This window comes from Loktanella sp. Alg231-35 (assembly GCF_900143545.1).
In the GTDB taxonomy this organism is placed as follows: domain Bacteria; phylum Pseudomonadota; class Alphaproteobacteria; order Rhodobacterales; family Rhodobacteraceae; genus Yoonia.
The window spans coordinates 1-17,483 of record NZ_FREV01000004.1 but is presented as its reverse complement, the minus strand read 5'-3'; the positions used below and the strand labels follow the sequence as shown (position 1 = coordinate 17,483).

Genomic DNA, 17,483 nt, shown 5'->3' with positions numbered 1-17,483 from the left:
GGCCGGCACCTTTGGTGTCACGATGACGTCCGGATCTGGGCCTGCGATCCGCGTTTGCCGGGCAGTACCCGTGCCGGGAGGGCGTTCGACGCGACTGGCCAAGGTACAAGCAAAGCTGTGTGATAGCGCCTGAACGCCCGCCAAAACTGTTGGCAAGCCTGCCTGTTGCGGCCTAACCTGACCTAATCGCGCCATTCAAAGGCTCCTGTTTTCCGCTGTGTCACGCCTCAAACTTGAACACCTTCGCACCTTCCTGACCGTCGCGCATTTCAATAGCGTCAGCCGGGCGGCGGACGTGTTGAACCTGACCCAGCCAGCGGTCACCTCACGGATCAAGTCGCTTGAAGATGCGTTGAATACCGCGCTCTTTGATCGCTCTACCGGTGGCATGCGGTTGACTAAACGTGGCGATATGCTGTTGCAATATGCCACGCAGTTTCAGCAACTCTCAGAGTTGGTCGAGCGCAATATCGTCGACAGCAGCGGCGTTGACCGGCTGATGCGGCTGGGCGTGTCAGAGACAATTGCGCAAAGCTGGCTGCCCGATTTCGTCGGCGCGCTGCGCGCGGCCTATCCTGTGCTCAAGATCGAGATTAGCGTCGATATCTCGATCAATCTGCGCGAGCAGTTGTTGGGACGTGAAATTGATCTGGCGATCCTTCTGGGGCCGATCTCGGACTTCACGGTGGATAACGTCATTCTGCCCGATGTGCCGCTGGGCTGGTTCAGTGCGCCGGGCATCGCAGCACCCACCGATCTGGCAAGCATCCCCATCGCGACATATGCCCGAAACACCCGCCCGTTCAGAGAGCTGCGCGCGGCCCTGTTTGAACGCTTCGGGCCGGATATCTCGATGTTTCCGTCTTCTTCGCTGTCATCATGTTTTCGTATGGTCGAGGCCGGATTGGCCGTCGGTGCCTTGCCGGTATCGCTTGGCACGGCCTTGGTGAAAGAGGGTAAACTGGCGCGGTTCGATCCCGGATGGACGCCAGAACCACTCAAGTTTTCAGCATCTTACCTCGGAGAGCCGCGCAGCCAGCTGATCGAACGTGCAGCGAAAATCGCAGAGAGCACGGCGGCGGCAAGGGTATAAAAATGTTTTATTGAATTGGTCAAAATTTTTGGATTTGATTTTATAACCACTTCACCGGATCGTTGGCGCAAGCAAAGGATTCGACCGTGAACCAACAGTTCGACCAACTGAAATTGCAAAGCACTGCCGCAGTGCGCGCCCAGATCAGGGCCTGTGCCTATGCCGGACATACGGCCGGTTTGGGCAAGCATAACCTGCAAGCGAATCTGGCGATTTTGCCTGCATCCCACGCATTGGATTTCATGCGGTTTTGCCAGCGCAATCCCAAACCATGCCCTCTTGTTGGGGTCACTGACACGGGCAATCCGCAGATGGTCACACTGGGGCATGATATCGACATCCGCAGTGATATCCCCGCTTATTATGTCTATCGAAACGGTGAATTGGCCGAAACTGTCACGGATATCACAGCCCTTTGGCAGGATGATTTCGTAGGTTTCGCGCTGGGTTGTTCGTTCACGTTTGAACATGCACTGGCACAAGCAGGCATTCCGGTCTGGCATATAGAGAACAACACCACGGTGCCGATGTTCGCCTCCAGCATCCCAACGGTGCCTGCGGGACCATTTGGAGGGGCAACAGTTGTCAGCATGCGCGCGATCCCGGATCGGCAACTGGACGCGGTCATCGCGATCTCAAAGAGGTTTCCGATGGCCCATGGCGCGCCAGTACATCTGGGCGATCCGGCGGCGATCGGCATTGCGGATATGAACACACCGGACTGGGGTGATCCGGCACCTGTGCCTGCGGGCCATACCCCGGTTTTTTGGGCCTGTGGGGTGACGCCGCAAGTGGCGATCATGCAAGCCAAGCTGCCGATCTGCATTACCCATAAGCCGGGGCATATGCTGATCACTGACGTGGCTGACGACGCAGAAACAACAATTCTACAACCATAATCAATCCCAACAGGAGACGAAAAATGAAGAAATTAGCAACAGCACTTGGGGCGCTCGCCCTCACTGCCTCAACCGCCATGGCGCAGGACACAGTTGTGCTTAACGCCGTGGGCACATGGTCCAGTCTGACCAATTTCCAAAAGCATGAAGAGCCGTTCTTTAACGAACATCTGGCCGAAGCGTCGGGCGGTGAAATCATCGGTAAAATTCAATCTCAGTCCGGCCTTGGTCTGAAAGGTTTTGAAATCATGCGCCTTGTCAAAAACGGTGTCTTCGACTTCGCCTTTGGCCTGCCCGGTTACGTCGCCGCCGAGAACGCGATTTTTGAGGGGGCGGACCTGTCGACGCTGACCCAAGACATCGAAACACAGCGCGAAGTGTCCGAGGCTTACTTTGACACGCTGGAAACGGCGTTTGAAGAAATCTACAACGCCAAATTGCTGATGCTTTACCCGTTCCCCAGCCAGACACTGTGGTGCAATGGCGAAGTAAACGGCATCGGCGATCTGGAAGGCAAGAAGATCCGCGTCTACTCCACTACCCTTGGTGATTTCGTCGAAGGCGTTGGCGGCACATCCGTCACCGTGGCTTTCTCCGAAGTGATCCCGGCGCTGGAAAAGGGCGTTGTCGATTGTGCCATTACCGGCACGATGTCGGCCTACACAGCCAACTGGAACCAAGTGGCCACACATGCCTACACCTTGCGTGTCGGCTGGGGCCTCGCCTTTGGTGCGATGAACCTCGACAAATGGAACAGCCTGACCGCTGCACAGCAGACATTCATGACTGATGAAATCGCGGCCTTGAACGAAGCGATGTGGGCCGAGACAGCAACCGAAGACGAAGTTGCGATTTCCTGCATCACAGGTGGCGCCTGCGAAGTCGGTGAACCGGGTAACATGACGCTTGTGGAACCTTCTGCCGAAGATCTCGCCCTGCGTGACACCATTGCGACGGATGTCGTGCTTGCCCGCTGGGCAGAGCGTTGCGGCGCCGATTGTGCGGCGAACTGGAACGAAACGGTTGGCCCGATCCTTGGCCTGACCGCCGCCGCTGCTGAATAAACGATACCACCCGTGTGGGGCGGCAATTCTCCCGTCGCCCCACCGATCAATTCCACCGATAGGGTTCTCCCATGCTTGACCGTCTGCTCAACTCCACCCGCACCGCAAGCCTTTGGCTGACGTGGCTTGGCGGCACCCTGATCGTGCTTTCGGCCTTACTGGTCACGTTGGAGGTTTTCCTGCGCAAAGTCTTCAACATCTCACTGGGCGGCGCGGATGAAATCTCTGGCTATGCCTTTGGGGTCGCCACGACGTTGGCATTTTCCTACGCCTTGTTTGAACGGTCGCACATCCGGGTTGATGCTTTGCTGGGGACATTCCCCAAAGGACTGCGCCCCATCATTAACTTCTTCGGTCATGTCATGCTGATCGGCTTTGCGCTGGTGGTGGTGTTGATGGTCTGGGGCATGGTGGGTGACACGCTTGAAAACGGGTCACGGTCGATCACGCCGATGCGCGTGCCTTTGGCGATCCCGCAAATTCCCTGGCTGATCGGTTGGATGTTCTTTGTCTTCTCTGGGGTGTTGATCGGTCTGGTCGCCATCCAACGCTATCTGCGTGGAGATGAGGCGGGCGTGCAGGAACTAGTCGGCGTGAAATCCCTTGACGAACAAATCCAAGACGAGACTGTCTGATGCTGATCAAAACTCTCCTTATCCTGTTGGCCCTGATCGGACTGGCGGTCCCTATCGCAGCCTCGCTGGGGTGGCTGGGCCTGATCCTGCAATGGACCGACAGCCCGATGCCACTACACCGCGCCATCTCAGACATGGCATGGCAGACCAGCACAGATTTCCTTCTGGTCGCCATCCCAATGTTCGTGATGATGGGTGAAATCCTGCTGCGGGCCGGGATCACCGAACGCATGTATGACGGTATCGTCAAATGGCTGGGTTGGTTGCCGGGGGGGCTGATGCATTCCAATATCGGCTCTTCGGCACTGTTCGCTGCAACCTCTGGGTCGTCTGTGGCTACGGCTGCCACCATTGGCACGGTCGCCGTGCCACAGATCAAAAAGCGCGGCTACAACGAAAGCCTATTTCTGGGAACGGTCGCTGCGGGTGGCACATTGGGCATCCTGATCCCTCCTTCAATCAACCTCATCCTCTACGGACTTCTCACCAACACTTCCGTGCCAGAGCTATACCTCGCAGGTTTCCTTCCTGGTTTCCTACTGGCCTTGCTTTTTATGGCCACAGTGGTTGTCGCATGCATGATCAAACCCGAATGGGGTGGTGAAAAGCTGCTTTATACATGGGGCGAGCGTTTGCGGGCCTTGCCATCCTTGATCCCACCTTTGGGCATCTTTGTTGTGGTCGTCGGGTCAATCTATGCGGGACTTGCTACCCCAACAGAAGCTGCGGCATTGGGCGTTGTCGCCTCCATGCTGTTGGCCACGCTGAATGGCAAAATGTCCATCGATATGATGCGGCAGGCGATCGAAGGCACGATGCGCACCACCGCGATGATTATGCTGATCATCATCGCGGCCGTATTCCTGAACTTCGTGCTGTCGATCATCGGGCTGACGCAGGCACTGACCGATTTCGTGACCGGGTTGGGCTGGAGCCCGATGCAAACGATGTTGATGATCGTGGCCGTCCTGATCCTGATCGGTTGCTTCATGGAGACGCTGTCGATGCTGCTGACCATGGCGCCGCTGATCACACCGATTGTGGTGGCGCTGGGCTTTGACCCTGTCTGGTTTGGCATCCTGCTGATGGTCTTGCTGGAAACCGCGCTGATCACGCCACCCATCGGGATTAACCTATATGTGGTGCAGGGCATCCGTAAATCCGGGCCGATGATCGATGTGATCAAAGGGGCGCTACCCTTCGTTGTTACGATGTTCGTGATGCTTGGGTTACTGCTCATCTTCCCGCAACTGGCACTTTGGCTGCCGTCGCTGGTTTACTAGACCGCGGCATCGTCTCACTTTTATCTTTCAAATCAATGCAGGCCTGCCTGCAAACAGAGGAACTAAATCCATGTGGCAGTTTTGGGTCGATCGCGGCGGTACTTTCACCGATATCGTGGCGCGCAAACCGGACGGCAGCCTTGAGACGCATAAACTGCTGTCAGAGAACCCCGAACGCTATCCTGATGCCGCCGTGCAAGGGGTGCGCGACCTTATGGGGCTTGGGGGCGATAGTCCGATCCCCGCAGGTTCCATCAAAGCCGTCAAAATGGGCACCACAGTGGCGACAAATGCGCTGCTGGAACGTAAAGGCGAGCGCACGGTGCTGTTCATTACCAAGGGCCTGCGGGATTTGCTGCGCATCGGCTACCAAAACCGTCCGCGACTGTTTGATCTCAACATTGAACTGCCAGAATTGCTTTATGCAGATGCCGTCGAAGTTGACGAGCGTTTGGGTGCGGATGGCAACGTTGTGACGGTGCTGGACAAGTCGCAGGCACGTGCGGCACTACAGGCGGCCTACGACAAAGGCTACCGTTCCGTTGCAATAGCGCTGATGCACAGCTACCGGTTCCCTGACCACGAAGTTGCCGTCGGCAAGATGGCGCAGGATATCGGCTTTACCCAAATCTCACTCAGCCATGAGGTGAGCCCGCTGATCAAACTGGTCGGGCGCGGTGATACTGCGGTCGTCGATGCTTATCTTTCGCCCATCCTGCGGCGATATGTCGATCAGGTGGCCGATGCGCTGGGCGCGGGGCGGGGAGGATGCGAACGTTTGATGTTCATGCAGTCGAATGGCGGGCTGACCGACGCGAGCCTGTTTCATGGGCGCGACGCCATTCTGTCAGGCCCGGCGGGTGGTGTCGTGGGCATGGTGCGCACGGCGGCAGAGCTTGGGTACGACAAGCTGATCGGCTTTGACATGGGGGGGACTTCAACAGATGTCTGCCACTATGCCGGCGAATTTGAGCGATCCTTTGAAACCGAAGTTGCAGGCGTGCGCATGCGCGCCCCCATGATGTCCATCCACACAGTTGCGGCAGGTGGCGGTTCGATCCTGTCCTACCGCGACGGACGGATGCAGGTGGGGCCGGAAAGTGCGGGGGCCAATCCAGGGCCAGCCGCCTACAGGCGTGGTGGACCGCTGACGGTCACTGATTGCAACGTCCTGTTGGGAAAATTGCAACCTGACCAATTCCCGGCGGTTTTTGGGCCGGACGGCGATCTGCCGCTGGATGCGGAAGTGGTGCGCCAAGAATTCAAGACCCTCGCAGCCAAGATCGGCAGCGACAAATCGGTTGAGGAACTGGCCGAAGGTTTTCTGCGTATCGCTGTGGAAAACATGGCCAATGCGATCAAAAAGATCAGTGTGCAACGTGGCTATGACGTGACCCAATACACCATGAACTGTTTTGGCGGGGCAGGGGGGCAGCACGCTTGTCTGGTGGCGGATGCATTGGGGATGAAACGTATCTTTATCCATCCTTATGCCGGCGTATTGTCCGCTTTTGGCATGGGGCTGGCCGATATCAGAGCAATGCGCGAACACCAGTTCCAACGTCAATTGGGGGATGCAGAGATCGGCGCGGTGCTGGGTCGTCTCGTAACGGAAGCCACCCGAGAAGTGGTCGAACAAGGCGTGCCGGAGAGTGACATCAGCACGACCAGAACTGTTCACATTCGCCCTGCGGATGCGCAACGCAGCCTCGAAGTGCCCTTTGGCAGTACAGAGGCCATGCAAGAGGCCTTTCTGACGGCGCATAAACAGCGTTTTGGCTTTCTGCCGCAGACCGACGATTTGCTGATCGACATGCTGGTGGTTGAAGCCGCAGGAAAAACCGGAGAGGCGGTGAGCCTGCCGGACCCTACAGCGGGCATCACAGAAGGCGGCACAGCGACACTCTACACCCAAGGGGCATGGCGCGACGTGCCACTGGTGGATCGGACCAAGATGCAGGTGGGGCAGACCGTGTCAGGGCCAGCCATCCTGACCGAACCAACAGGCACCAATATCCTAGAGGCCGGATGGGAAGCGACCTGCAAAACAGGTGGCAACCTCGTGTTGGCCCGCGTCGAAACATTGCAACGGGCAGAGGCCATCGGGACATCCGTGGATCCGGTCATGCTGGAGGTCTTCAATAACCTGTTCATGTCCATCGCCGAACAGATGGGCGCGACCCTGGCAAACACCGCCTATTCGGTGAACATCAAGGAACGTTACGATTTTTCCTGTGCGATCTTTGATCAGAACGGCGATCTAGTGGCCAACGCGCCGCATGTGCCCGTCCACCTTGGGTCGATGTCGGAAAGCGTGCGGGTAATCCTGCGCCAGAACGCAGGCAAGATCCGCCCCGGCGATGTGTTCATGATGAACAACCCTTTCAACGGCGGCACGCATTTGCCGGATGTGACCGTCATCACTCCGGTATTCGATGCGGCTGGTAAGACCATCATCTACACCGTCGCGTCGCGCGGGCATCACGCCGATATCGGGGGCAAGACGCCCGGCTCTGCCCCGCCCGACAGCAAGACCATCGACGAAGAAGGCGTGCTGATCGAGAACTTCCTGTTGGTGGAACAAGGCACCCTGCGCGATGCCGCCGCCCGCGCTCTTTTGGGGTCCGGGCCTTACCCATGTCGGAACGTCAACCAAAATATGGCCGATCTGGCGGCGCAGATTGCGGCAAATGAAACCGGCGCAAATGAACTGCGCAAGATCACACAGCAATTCGGTGTGGACACGATCCACGCCTACATGGGTCACGTGCAGGACAACGCTGAAGAAAGCGTGCGTCGCGTGCTCGACGTGCTGCACGATTGCGCCTTCACTTATCCGCTGGATGATGGATCGAAAATCAACGTCGCAATCACGGTGGATCACCCATCGCGCAGTGCGACGATTGATTTCACCGGGACGTCTGATCAATCGCCGCTTAACTACAATGCACCTTTGGCGATCTGCCGCGCGGTTGTGCTTTATGTCTTCCGCACGCTGGTGGGCAGCGACATTCCGATGAACGAAGGCTGTATGAAACCGCTCAACCTGATCGTGCCGGATGGATCGATGATTAACCCGGCTGCCCCTGCGGCCGTCATATCGGGCAATACGGAGGTCAGTCAGGCCATTGCCGATACGCTTTATGGCGCATTGGGGGTGATTGCGGGCAGTCAGGGGACGATGAATAACTTTGTCTATGGCAATGACACCTATCAGAACTACGAAACCATCTGTGGCGGCACCGGCGCGGGTGATGGGTTTGACGGCACCAGCGCCGTTCACAGCCACATGACCAATACGCGCATGACAGACCCTGAAGTGCTTGAAACCCGCTTCCCTGTTCGCGTCGAAGAATTTGCAATCCGTCAAGGGTCCGGCGGGGCAGGGCGGCATCAAGGGGGCGATGGCATCCTGCGGCGTTTGCGTTTTGATGAAGCGATGACCGTGACGGTCCTGTCATCGCACCGCGAGGTTCCACCGCATGGTGTCGCAGGTGGTAGAACAGGCGCGACTGGGCAGAACAGTATTGTGCGCACAGATGGCCGCATTGAGGCGCTCAAAGGCAATGATCAGGCTGCACTGCTGCCCGGCGACGTCTTTGTGATGAAAACACCCGGCGGGGGTGGGTATGGTTCATGAGTTGATCGGCGCTTGCATGGTCCCGGATCAATCAAGTTGATGCAGAGAGCTTTCGGACATCAGCCGTCAACGCGCTGAGCCTGTCCTGCTGATCCGTCGGCAGCGACAGGTGGCGCGGCGGAAAGGCACGGGGGATGCCAACGCCGAATGCGAACCAAGCATCGTTTTTGGGCAAATCAAGGAAGGTGGCAAGACGGGCGAGTTCTGCGTGCGGCTGCGCCACGACGTTCTCATAGTGAACGACTAAACGACGGGCTTCGGGCAGGTTCTGGAATTGCCTGATTCCGCTTGTCATCAGGGCCGAACAGCAAGCGGCAGTGTCTTCGATGGCGGGTGGTGTGTTCAGAATGCGCTGTATGGGTAGCAGCGGTGCTGTGATGCGCTCTATCAGGGCGATCCATCTGGCGCTACCGATTTGGGTGCCGGGATCGAATACATCGATGCCCAGCCGCCTTGCGCGCTTCCAGAACCAGACCAGAAACCGGGCGGGTTTGTAGTTTTGCATTGATAAGGTCACATCGCGCGCGTCACGCAGGATGACGGCGAACTTTGCCTGAGGAAATGCCTTTGCCAGCGCTGCGGTGGCCAAAAGGGTGCCGCCCGATCGTTCGACCCAATAACGACGCTGCATTTGGGCGCCTAGAGTTTCGATCAGCGCGCGATAGTGATCTGGCCGCGGTTGCGTGGGAAACTGTGGAACGGTCTGCGCCAGCCGGTCAAACGCGGCATCTGGGTGATCAAACAGATGCGGCAGGGTTACGGCAAGAATGGGTGGGCAGCGGTAAGGATCAAAACGTCCGTCGGACACTGTGTGATAAAGAAATTCGCGCGGCGCGCTGTCTGGATTGGCCAAATGGCGCATAAGCGTGGTGGGCGTGGCAAGTTGCTGCCAAAAGGTCTCACCGCTGATCGCCCCGGGCAGAAGGGCGCGCGACCCTTGCGTTGTCATCAATTCCGACAGGCTAAGGACATCAGGATGTTCACGTAGGATAGTCGACATCATGGTGGACCCACTGCGCGACGCACTGACGAGGAATGCCCCTTTCATCCGGTCACACCGTTGTTTCGGGACCGTGTCATTCTGCCGCTGCAAAGCCCACGGTCAACTGGCGCTGCCCCAAGGCGGCTCCGGCAATATTCGCATGTCCCCATGCGTCAAGCATCGGTGGTCCCTCCCTAAATGTGGTCAGCGCGTTGAACGGGTGTTGGCGAACCTCAATCCGTTTTGTAGAACAACGCGTAAACCAGACCAATGATCTTGCGGGATTTGTCATCCGTCAAGCGGTCGTAGATCGTTTTTGCCATCGCGACGAGGACGTATCACCCCCCAAGGCCCAACCCACTAGCTGTTGGGATACCGCCGCCTGACGGGCCGACAACAGCGCCGCCAACGCGGCCACTGATTTCTCGCTCAAGGTCAGAATGCGCATATCCACCAGCCATCACGCTTGATTCACACCGTGAATCCCTCAATGCATTTAACAACCGAGCCCCAAAACGCCGCAAGAGCCGATTAACTCTTGAAAAACCGACCTATCAGGCGCATGTAAGCGCCGTCCACAACAGGTGGATGAAAAACATAGGAGATCACATGGCCAAGGAAGAACTGCTCGAATTCCCAGGTGTCGTGAAAGAACTTCTGCCAAACGCGACGTTTCGGGTCGAGCTGGAAAACGGCCATGAGATCATCGCGCATACGGCAGGCAAGATGCGCAAGAACCGCATCCGGGTTCTGGCTGGCGACAAGGTGCAGGTTGAAATGACACCTTACGATCTGACCAAAGGTCGGATTAACTATCGGTTCAAGTAAAGCGATGCGCAGCATTGCGCCGCGCGGGACAGCGATTGCCGCAGGCGATGGCGGCCGCGCCCGGTTGCCATTAAGGCGCTGACATGACCACGCTATCCCCCGATCCCGCGCTGAAACTCGTCCTCGGCTCTGGCTCGCCTCGGCGGTTAGAGCTTTTGGCGCAATTGGGCATCACCCCTAGCGACATTCGCCCGCCAGACATCAATGAAGACGTTCGCAAGGGCGAGCTGCCGCGCGACTATGTCAATCGCATCGCGGCCGAAAAGGTTGCCGCCGTTGATGCCGCCACGGATGAGGTTGTGCTTTGCGCTGACACTACCGTCGCCCTTGGTCGCCGGATCATGGGCAAGCCCGCTGACGCGGGCGAGGCCGCGCAGTTCCTCTATGCCCTTTCAGGCCGCCGCCACAAGGTAATCACAGCACTCGCCGTGAAGCGTGGCGCGCAGGTCTGGCACAGGGACGTGCAAAGCACGGTAGCCTTCAAACAGCTCTCCGATACAGAGGTGAACGCCTACCTTGCCTCGGATGATTGGCAGGGCAAGGCGGGCGGTTATGCCATTCAAGGCCCAGCGGGCGCCTTTATTCCATGGATCAACGGCTCTTACACCGGCATCGTTGGTCTGCCCTTGTCTGAAACTGCGGGGCTGCTGACCGCTGCGGGCGTCGCTTTATACGGAGATAGCCAATGAAAGGCCGCACAATCGTTCTGGATCACATTGGCGCGGTTGAAGCCGCGGCCTATCTGGTGGATGGCAAACTGGACGACATCCTGATTGACCACGCTGATGCGGCCCGTCCCGGTGCCATTTATCGCGGCATTTGTGACCGACCCATCAAAGGTCAGGGTGGCATGATGCTGCGCCTGCCCGAAGGCGAGACAGCATTTCTGCGCCACAGCAAAGGGCTGCGTCCCGGTCAGCCGATGTTGGTGCAGGTGACAGGGTTTTCCGAGGTGGGCAAAGCCGTGCCCGTCACCGACCGGGTGCTGTTCAAAAGCCGCTATGCAATAGTAACCCCCGGCAAGCCGGGTCTGAACATCTCGCGTCAGATCACTGATGAGGATGTACGCGACAACCTGTTGGCGGTTGCGCATGGGGTGTTTGATGCAGAACACGGGCTGATCCTGCGGTCGTCCTGCGAAGGGGCGGATGAAGTTGAGATTGCGGATGACATTCTGGCGATGACAGCACTGGCCGACGCGGTTCTGGCTGATGCCGAAGGGTCCGCGCCAGAGGCATTGACCGAGGGCGATGGCCCGCATGCGCTGGCCTGGCGCGAATGGGCAGGTGTCGCAGATGTCGTGACGCAGGCTGGCGCCTTTGCTGAGCACGGTGTGCTGGATCAGCTTGCTGGGTTGGCGGACCCCTTGGTCAGCTTGGGCGAAGGCACAATGTATGTGGAACCCACACGCGCCCTTGTCGCCGTGGATGTGAATACCGGCAATGACACAACGCCTGCGGCGGCTCTCAAGGCCAATCTGGCGGCGGCCCGCGCACTGCCCCGCGCCCTGCGCCTGCGGGGATTGGCAGGGCAGATCACGGTAGATTTCGTGTCGATGTCCAAAGCGCATCGCAAACAGGTGGAACAGTCGCTGCGCGCGTCCTTCAAAGCCGATCCGATTGAAACCTCGCTGGTGGGCTGGACGCCTATGGGATTGTTCGAGCTGCAGCGCAAACGCGAACGCCCGCCTTTTCCAACTGCCATACTGAGGGACATCTGATGGCCTGCCCCATCTGCGATAAACCTACTGAGGCAGCGTTCCGCCCTTTCTGTTCGAAACGCTGCGCGGACCTTGATCTGGCGAAATGGTTTACTGGTGGCTATGCCATTCCTGCGGATGATCCAGAGGATGCTGTGGACCTCGAAAACCAGCTGCGGCAGGCCGAGAGCCAGAAACCGCACTAGGCGTTTGTTTTTCGCACAGTTCCCTCTGGACACCCCCCCGCCTCACGTCTAAAACGCCGCTACCCAACGACGCGAGCCCAGCTTGATCGTTCCGATGCCCGGGTAGCTCAGGGGTAGAGCAGTGGATTGAAAATCCTCGTGTCGGTGGTTCGATTCCGCCCCCGGGCACCATTCTACAATACTATATTCTATAAAATCATTACTTTATGGTTCCTCTTGAAAATTCAATCCCCCAATTTATCCCCTTTCCTTCAGCTGCCATCAGCGTTCGCCTCCGTCCAAGGTTTGCGGCGAATGCTTCTGCCGATACCAATGCTAGCTCCAAATGTGGCTATTAAGGCATAGCTGGGCTCGGTAACGCGCAGAGCCTGGCGGCGGCGCAACCCTCGGTCAAAGTCCGCTATGGGCCGTCCCTGAGAGGGGTGGGGGCGTGTTAGAGTAAACTTGCTGCGACCGATCTAATGGCGGTAGAGAGCCCAAAGCGGAAGCGAAAACTTCTGCTGCGCGCACTCGCGGCAGGAGATGCTGCAGATGCGCTCGCTCTTGCGCTACTTCGCAGTGTGAGAACCAATCAGCGATGTCTGGCATTGTTATTTAGGATCAGTTCACAAACGGCGCACGGTGCTCGTACAATTTGTGTCGAATTCGGCAAGCAATTGAAAGGGGCTGACCCTCAAGTGCTTGCTTGATGGGCCCAGCCTGATTTCGACCTATTTTGGTTTACAGCAGCATCAATATGCGCAATTGGACAATCACAAAGATGGTAAAGCAATTAATTTGTGAACAGGTGCGATAAGTAAGTGGCAATACTCGACAATGCGATATGGCTAACAGGCCCTGGGAGCACCGCCGTTGGTGGGACCACAAGCGTCTCTGAAGATGGCAACACCACCACGATCTCTACGACGTTTACTCCAAATGCTTGGGACGGAACCGCCTCTGGAACCGGGGTGTCAGAATTCGGTGCGTTTGGGGTCAGTTCACCCATCACAGCGACCTTTGACTTTTCAACACCGGTCGAGGACCTCACTTTTGACCTTCAACATGTCAATTCAGGTACTGGCAATGACGACCAGTTCACGATTTACGCTCTCGATGAGAATGGCGATCTTATCGATGCTGATGTCGTCATTGCCGGCATTTCGGGCCTGGTGGATGAACTGGTCTACGTCAACGCTGATGGCTCGGTCACGGTCGAAGCTGAAGGAGGCACCGCCAACGATGTCACTGTCTCAATTCCATGGATGGTTTCCCAGCTAGAGGTTGTCTACGACAATGGTCCTGATGCCGCTGTTTCCGGCGGTGCCGGGATTGGCGATCTGTCCTTCACGGTGCTTGCCGATACCGATCAAGACGGTGTTGCTGACAAGATTGACATTGATGATGACAATGACGGTTTGCTGGATGTCGACGAAGGTTTGACCACAAACACAAGTACGATCAGAGTAACGTTCGATGCTGATCAGTTTACCGAGGTCGACGACACGCGTTGGGAAATACGGGATGCCGATGGCAATCTCATCGCCAGCGACACTACCATTTCCAATAATGTCGTAGAGATCACAGATGTACCGGTGGATGCCGGGAACTTTACCTTCACAATTTTCGACGGTTTCGGCGACGGCCTTAGCGGAGGTGATCCGGCCAGCTATCAGATCGAAGTTGACGGTGTCGTGGTCGTGGATTCCGGGGCCAATCCAAATTTTGGCGACTCTGTTACAGAGGTCTTTACGGTCAATCCGAACGAAACCACGACAAACTCAGATGGTGATGCGGTCGCGAACCATCTGGATCTTGACAGCGACAATGATGGGATCACGGACAACGTCGAAGGCCAGTCCACAGATGGTTACGTCCCACCAACAGGCAACGATGCGGATGGTGATGGTCTCGATGATGCCTATGACGCCACGCCAACAACGGGTGCGCCCGGATCGTTGGGGATAGCGCCAGTTGATACAGACAACGACGGCACGTTTGACGTTCTTGATACAGACTCTGATAACGATGGCATCAGCGATGTTGACGAAGCGGGCCATGGCGCCACCCAGGCGGATATCGACGCATCAGGGGACGCCGACGGTGACGGGATTGCCGACGTAGTTGATGACGTCACGGGAAGGGACGTTAACGATAATGACGTTGATGGGGGTGGTGATTTCACTCTGGCCGATACTGACAACGACACAGCAGCCGACGGTTCTGGTGCGGAACCACTTACAGCCGACCTCGATTTCCGCGATGCGGTACCCTGTTTCACACCTGGTACGATGCTCACAGGTGCATCTGGCGTAGTTGAAGCTGGGAATATTCGGCCTGGCGATTTGCTGATGACCGTTGATCATGGGCTACAGCCGGTCCGTTGGGTTGGAACGAGAACGATTTCAACTGCCGAGCTTGTCGGCAAGCCTAGGTTCCAGACTCATAACCAGAATATGACGGTTGCGGCGAGAGCGATAGCTGAGAGGAAGACTTTGGGGCACCTGTCATAGCGCGTTGAGATGCGTCTCCAATCTTTGAGGCGACCGAACATTCTCTCAATCCGATTGCGGCGTTTGTAGCGGCGCTTGTCGTATTTGATGGTCTTGCTGCGTGACTTACGGCCAGGGATACATGGAGTGATACCCCTGTCGATTAAGGCTTCTCTGAACCAGTCTGCGTCATAGCCTCGATCCGCGAGCAGCCATTCAGCATCTGGCAGACTGCTCAACAAGGCCGCGGCACCAGTATAGTCGCTGACCTGACCGGCGGTGACAAAGAACTGAATTGGGCGCCCACTTGTATCCGTGACGGCATGCAACTTGGTGTTCATACCACCCTTGGTCTGCCCTATCAGACGTCCGCGCCCCCCTTTTTGAGCCCCAGGCTTGAGGCTGTGCGGTGTGCTTTGAGATAAGTCGCGTCAATTGAGATGGTCTTATGGTCGGGCGCCTCTGCCGCCAATCCCGTCATGATCCGCGCGAATACTCCCATATCGCTCCACCGCTTCCAACGGTTGTACAATGTCTTGGGTGGACCATACTCCGGAGGCGCATCACACCAGCGTAAACCATTGCGATTAATGAAGATAATTCCACTCAATACACGCCTGTCATCTACGCGTGGTCGACCTCGGCTTTTGGGAAAATACGGTCGCAATCGCTTCATGTGTTCTTCAGTTAGCCAGTAGAGATTGCTCATCGTTCCCCCCAATATTTGGGGAACCTGAATCACAGCAATGATTCAGCATCAAGCCAATTAATGGGTCCTGACCCTAAAGGCGATATTCATCGCACTTCTTTTGTCTGCACTCGGTCTGTCTGGAATTGTAAACGGGGTGATCTTAGGTTCCAGACTCATAACCAGAATATGACGGTTGCGGCGAGAGCGATAGCTGAGAGGAAGACTTTGGGGCACCTGTCATAGCGCGTTGAGATGCGTCTCCAATCTTTGAGGCGACCGAACATTCTCTCAATCCGATTGCGGCGTTTGTAGCGGCGCTTGTCGTATTTGATGGTCTTGCTGCGTGACTTACGGCCAGGGATACATGGAGTGATACCCCTGTCGATTAAGGCTTCTCTGAACCAGTCTGCGTCATAGCCTCGATCCGCGAGCAGCCATTCAGCATCTGGCAGACTGCTCAACAAGGCCGCGGCACCAGTATAGTCGCTGACCTGACCGGCGGTGACAAAGAACTGAATTGGGCGCCCACTTGTATCCGTGACGGCATGCAACTTGGTGTTCATACCACCCTTGGTCTGCCCTATCAGACGTCCGCGCCCCCCTTTTTGAGCCCCAGGCTTGAGGCTGTGCGGTGTGCTTTGAGATAAGTCGCGTCAATTGAGATGGTCTTATGGTCGGGCGCCTCTGCCGCCAATCCCGTCATGATCCGCGCGAATACTCCCATATCGCTCCACCGCTTCCAACGGTTGTACAATGTCTTGGGTGGACCATACTCCGGAGGCGCATCACACCAGCGTAAACCATTGCGATTAATGAAGATAATTCCACTCAATACACGCCTGTCATCTACGCGTGGTCGACCTCGGCTTTTGGGAAAATACGGTCGCAATCGCTTCATGTGTTCTTCAGTTAGCCAGTAGAGATTGCTCATCGTTCCCCCCAATATTTGGGGAACCTGAATCACAGCAATGATTCAGCATCAAGCCAATTAATGGGTCCTGACCCTAAGCCACTGTTTTCGTGGTGGCAATCCATGCGACAAACTCGAATAACAGCAAATCGGCAGTTTTTCCCTGTATTTTCCCTTCTAACAGGGTATTGGGACGCAGACTGGCTAGCTCAAGACTACCTGCACAGCCAGCTTTCTTCTCTTGTTGTACCGTCCGGTGTGAATCGCAACTTGTCCGGCGAGAAACGCAACTTTTGTCGGGTAAGAACGCGACTTTGTGCATTTTCTGCCGATTTTCGGACTTTTTTGGCCTGGCGAATGTGTTCCGCATTTCCGAAAGACACCCCGAGTAATGGCCCCTTGCTAGCCATTGCAGAAGTAGCCTGATTGCTGCGGTTGCTGCCCGCATTGCAGACATTGACAGTATGGGCAAGCAGGGGTGATCTACTTAGGGACAGAAATTCTTAGTCGTTGCCTGCACGGCTGTCCAGCCCCATTTCTATGGGCCACTTTTGAGCAATGTTTCTGGAATTGGCGGACGCATGTTTAAAGCCTGATGGGGTCGAACACGATTGTACTGTCTGAGCCATGTATTGATGACGATCTGTGCCTGTTTCGTGGTGTGGAACCATTCAGCATTCAGGACTTCTCGGCGCAGCGTGCCATTGAAGCGCTCGTTGTATCCGTTCTCCCAGGGTGACCCCGGGTATATCTGGATCGGCTTAATCCCGACCTTTCTCAGCCAGTCTTGTAGTGCTGTTGCGATGAACTCTGAGCCATTGTCCGAACGAATGTATACGGGTTTCCCGCGCCGCAAAAGCAGTGGGTAGAGCGCATCCAGCACATCCGCGCTGTTCATCTTTGGTTTGACCGCGACACACAGTGCCTCACGGGTATATTCATCCAGCACCGTGAGCATCTTGTAGGGCCGCCCGTTGCTCAGTTTGTCGTGCACAAAATCGACGCTCCAGATGTGATTGGGATGTTGCGGCCGCAGCCGGATGATTGAGCTGTCCTTGTGGTACAGTCGCCTGCGTTTCTTG

16 protein-coding genes and 1 tRNA gene are annotated in these 17,483 nt (G+C 56.7%); 12 read left to right on the top strand and 5 right to left on the bottom strand.

All coding sequences use genetic code 11. The annotated features are described in order from the left end of the window. Positions 1 to 217 precede the first annotated feature (217 nt). The 6 genes from DHN10_RS09920 to DHN10_RS09895 all read left to right on the top strand — a co-directional run bounded on the left by DHN10_RS09920 (position 218) and on the right by DHN10_RS09895 (position 8,614). Positions 218 to 1,093 (top strand): LysR family transcriptional regulator, encoded by an 876-nt coding sequence (locus tag DHN10_RS09920; protein ID WP_108815191.1) that lies wholly within the window; start codon positions 218 to 220, stop codon positions 1,091 to 1,093. Between the two features lie 86 nt (positions 1,094 to 1,179). Then, positions 1,180 to 1,992 (top strand): putative hydro-lyase, encoded by an 813-nt coding sequence (locus tag DHN10_RS09915; protein ID WP_108815190.1) that lies wholly within the window; start codon positions 1,180 to 1,182, stop codon positions 1,990 to 1,992. A 23-nt stretch (positions 1,993 to 2,015) separates the two neighbouring features. After that, complete coding sequence (locus DHN10_RS09910; protein WP_108815189.1) at positions 2,016 to 3,056, top strand: TRAP transporter substrate-binding protein; 1,041 nt, start codon at positions 2,016 to 2,018, stop codon at positions 3,054 to 3,056. 71 nt (positions 3,057 to 3,127) lie between these two features. Next, positions 3,128 to 3,691, top strand: a complete 564-nt coding sequence (locus tag DHN10_RS09905) for a TRAP transporter small permease subunit (protein WP_108815188.1) — start codon at positions 3,128 to 3,130, stop codon at positions 3,689 to 3,691. After that, on the top strand, positions 3,691 to 4,974 hold the full coding sequence (locus tag DHN10_RS09900) for a TRAP transporter large permease (RefSeq protein WP_108815187.1): 1,284 nt from the start codon (positions 3,691 to 3,693) through the stop codon (positions 4,972 to 4,974). Before DHN10_RS09905 ends, DHN10_RS09900 begins: the two co-directional genes overlap by 1 nt. 70 nt (positions 4,975 to 5,044) lie before the next feature. After that, a complete protein-coding gene (locus DHN10_RS09895) occupies positions 5,045 to 8,614 on the top strand; it encodes a hydantoinase B/oxoprolinase family protein (protein WP_108815186.1) in 3,570 nt (1,189 codons plus the stop codon). A gap of 31 nt (positions 8,615 to 8,645) precedes the next feature. Here the strand turns inward: DHN10_RS09895 and DHN10_RS09890 are convergent, their stop codons facing one another. Further along, positions 8,646 to 9,662 (bottom strand): sulfotransferase, encoded by a 1,017-nt coding sequence (locus DHN10_RS09890; protein ID WP_108815185.1) that lies wholly within the window; start codon positions 9,660 to 9,662, stop codon positions 8,646 to 8,648. Positions 9,663 to 9,934: 272 nt separating this feature from the next. Next, entirely contained in the window at positions 9,935 to 10,057 is a 123-nt protein-coding gene (locus DHN10_RS20095; protein WP_267895716.1) for a hypothetical protein, read from the bottom strand. Between the two features lie 148 nt (positions 10,058 to 10,205). Here DHN10_RS20095 and infA point away from each other — a divergent pair, with 148 nt between their 5' ends. From infA to DHN10_RS09860, 6 genes are all read left to right on the top strand, one after another. Beyond that, positions 10,206 to 10,424 (top strand): translation initiation factor IF-1, encoded by a 219-nt coding sequence (gene infA / locus DHN10_RS09885; RefSeq protein ID WP_007205486.1) that lies wholly within the window; start codon positions 10,206 to 10,208, stop codon positions 10,422 to 10,424. An 83-nt stretch (positions 10,425 to 10,507) separates the two neighbouring features. Further along, the gene (locus DHN10_RS09880; RefSeq protein ID WP_108815184.1) at positions 10,508 to 11,113 is read left to right on the top strand and encodes a Maf family protein; all 606 of its coding nucleotides are present in this window, start codon (positions 10,508 to 10,510) and stop codon (positions 11,111 to 11,113) included. Continuing rightward, on the top strand, positions 11,110 to 12,144 hold the full coding sequence (locus DHN10_RS09875; protein ID WP_108815183.1) for a ribonuclease E/G: 1,035 nt from the start codon (positions 11,110 to 11,112) through the stop codon (positions 12,142 to 12,144). The genes DHN10_RS09880 and DHN10_RS09875 overlap by 4 nt, the downstream gene beginning before the upstream one ends. Next, positions 12,144 to 12,329, top strand: coding sequence for a DNA gyrase inhibitor YacG (locus DHN10_RS09870; RefSeq protein WP_108815182.1), 186 nt, complete (start codon positions 12,144 to 12,146; stop codon positions 12,327 to 12,329). Before DHN10_RS09875 ends, DHN10_RS09870 begins: the two co-directional genes overlap by 1 nt. A 96-nt stretch (positions 12,330 to 12,425) precedes the next feature. After that, positions 12,426 to 12,500 (top strand) — tRNA-Phe (locus tag DHN10_RS09865). A gap of 629 nt (positions 12,501 to 13,129) precedes the next feature. Continuing rightward, positions 13,130 to 14,821: a Hint domain-containing protein gene (locus tag DHN10_RS09860; protein WP_159086971.1), complete on the top strand. Its 1,692-nt coding sequence runs from the start codon at positions 13,130 to 13,132 to the stop codon at positions 14,819 to 14,821. Here DHN10_RS09860 and DHN10_RS09855 read toward each other — a convergent pair. From DHN10_RS09855 to DHN10_RS09840, 3 genes are all read right to left on the bottom strand, one after another. After that, positions 14,752 to 15,509 (bottom strand): IS5 family transposase gene (locus DHN10_RS09855; RefSeq protein ID WP_108815104.1). Its coding sequence is split into 2 segments (ribosomal slippage): positions 14,752 to 15,191 and positions 15,191 to 15,509, totalling 759 coding nucleotides; the frame shifts between segments, so codons are not numbered across the junction. The two genes, DHN10_RS09860 and DHN10_RS09855, sit on opposite strands and share 70 nt — an antisense overlap. Before the next feature lie 155 nt (positions 15,510 to 15,664). Beyond that, positions 15,665 to 16,422, bottom strand: a protein-coding gene (locus DHN10_RS09850) for an IS5 family transposase (RefSeq protein WP_108815104.1) whose coding sequence is annotated in 2 segments (ribosomal slippage) — positions 15,665 to 16,104 and positions 16,104 to 16,422 — 759 coding nt in all. Because the reading frame shifts where the segments join, the coding sequence is not laid out codon by codon here. A 517-nt stretch (positions 16,423 to 16,939) separates the two neighbouring features. Continuing rightward, positions 16,940 to 17,483, bottom strand: a 544-nt coding sequence (locus DHN10_RS09840; RefSeq protein WP_108815179.1) for an IS3 family transposase, incomplete at its 5' end; no start/stop codon positions are given.

Coding starts and splice junctions, on each gene's coding strand:
- DHN10_RS09910 (WP_108815189.1), top strand. CDS start 2,016: ATGAAGAAATTAGCAACAGCACTTGGGGCGCTCGCCCTCACTGCCTCA.
- DHN10_RS09905 (WP_108815188.1), top strand. CDS start 3,128: ATGCTTGACCGTCTGCTCAACTCCACCCGCACCGCAAGCCTTTGGCTG.
- DHN10_RS09900 (WP_108815187.1), top strand. CDS start 3,691: ATGCTGATCAAAACTCTCCTTATCCTGTTGGCCCTGATCGGACTGGCG.
- DHN10_RS09895 (WP_108815186.1), top strand. CDS start 5,045: ATGTGGCAGTTTTGGGTCGATCGCGGCGGTACTTTCACCGATATCGTG.
- DHN10_RS09890 (WP_108815185.1), bottom strand. CDS start 9,662: ATGAAAGGGGCATTCCTCGTCAGTGCGTCGCGCAGTGGGTCCACCATG.
- DHN10_RS20095 (WP_267895716.1), bottom strand. CDS start 10,057: ATGGCTGGTGGATATGCGCATTCTGACCTTGAGCGAGAAATCAGTGGC.
- infA (WP_007205486.1), top strand. CDS start 10,206: ATGGCCAAGGAAGAACTGCTCGAATTCCCAGGTGTCGTGAAAGAACTT.
- DHN10_RS09880 (WP_108815184.1), top strand. CDS start 10,508: ATGACCACGCTATCCCCCGATCCCGCGCTGAAACTCGTCCTCGGCTCT.
- DHN10_RS09875 (WP_108815183.1), top strand. CDS start 11,110: ATGAAAGGCCGCACAATCGTTCTGGATCACATTGGCGCGGTTGAAGCC.
- DHN10_RS09870 (WP_108815182.1), top strand. CDS start 12,144: ATGGCCTGCCCCATCTGCGATAAACCTACTGAGGCAGCGTTCCGCCCT.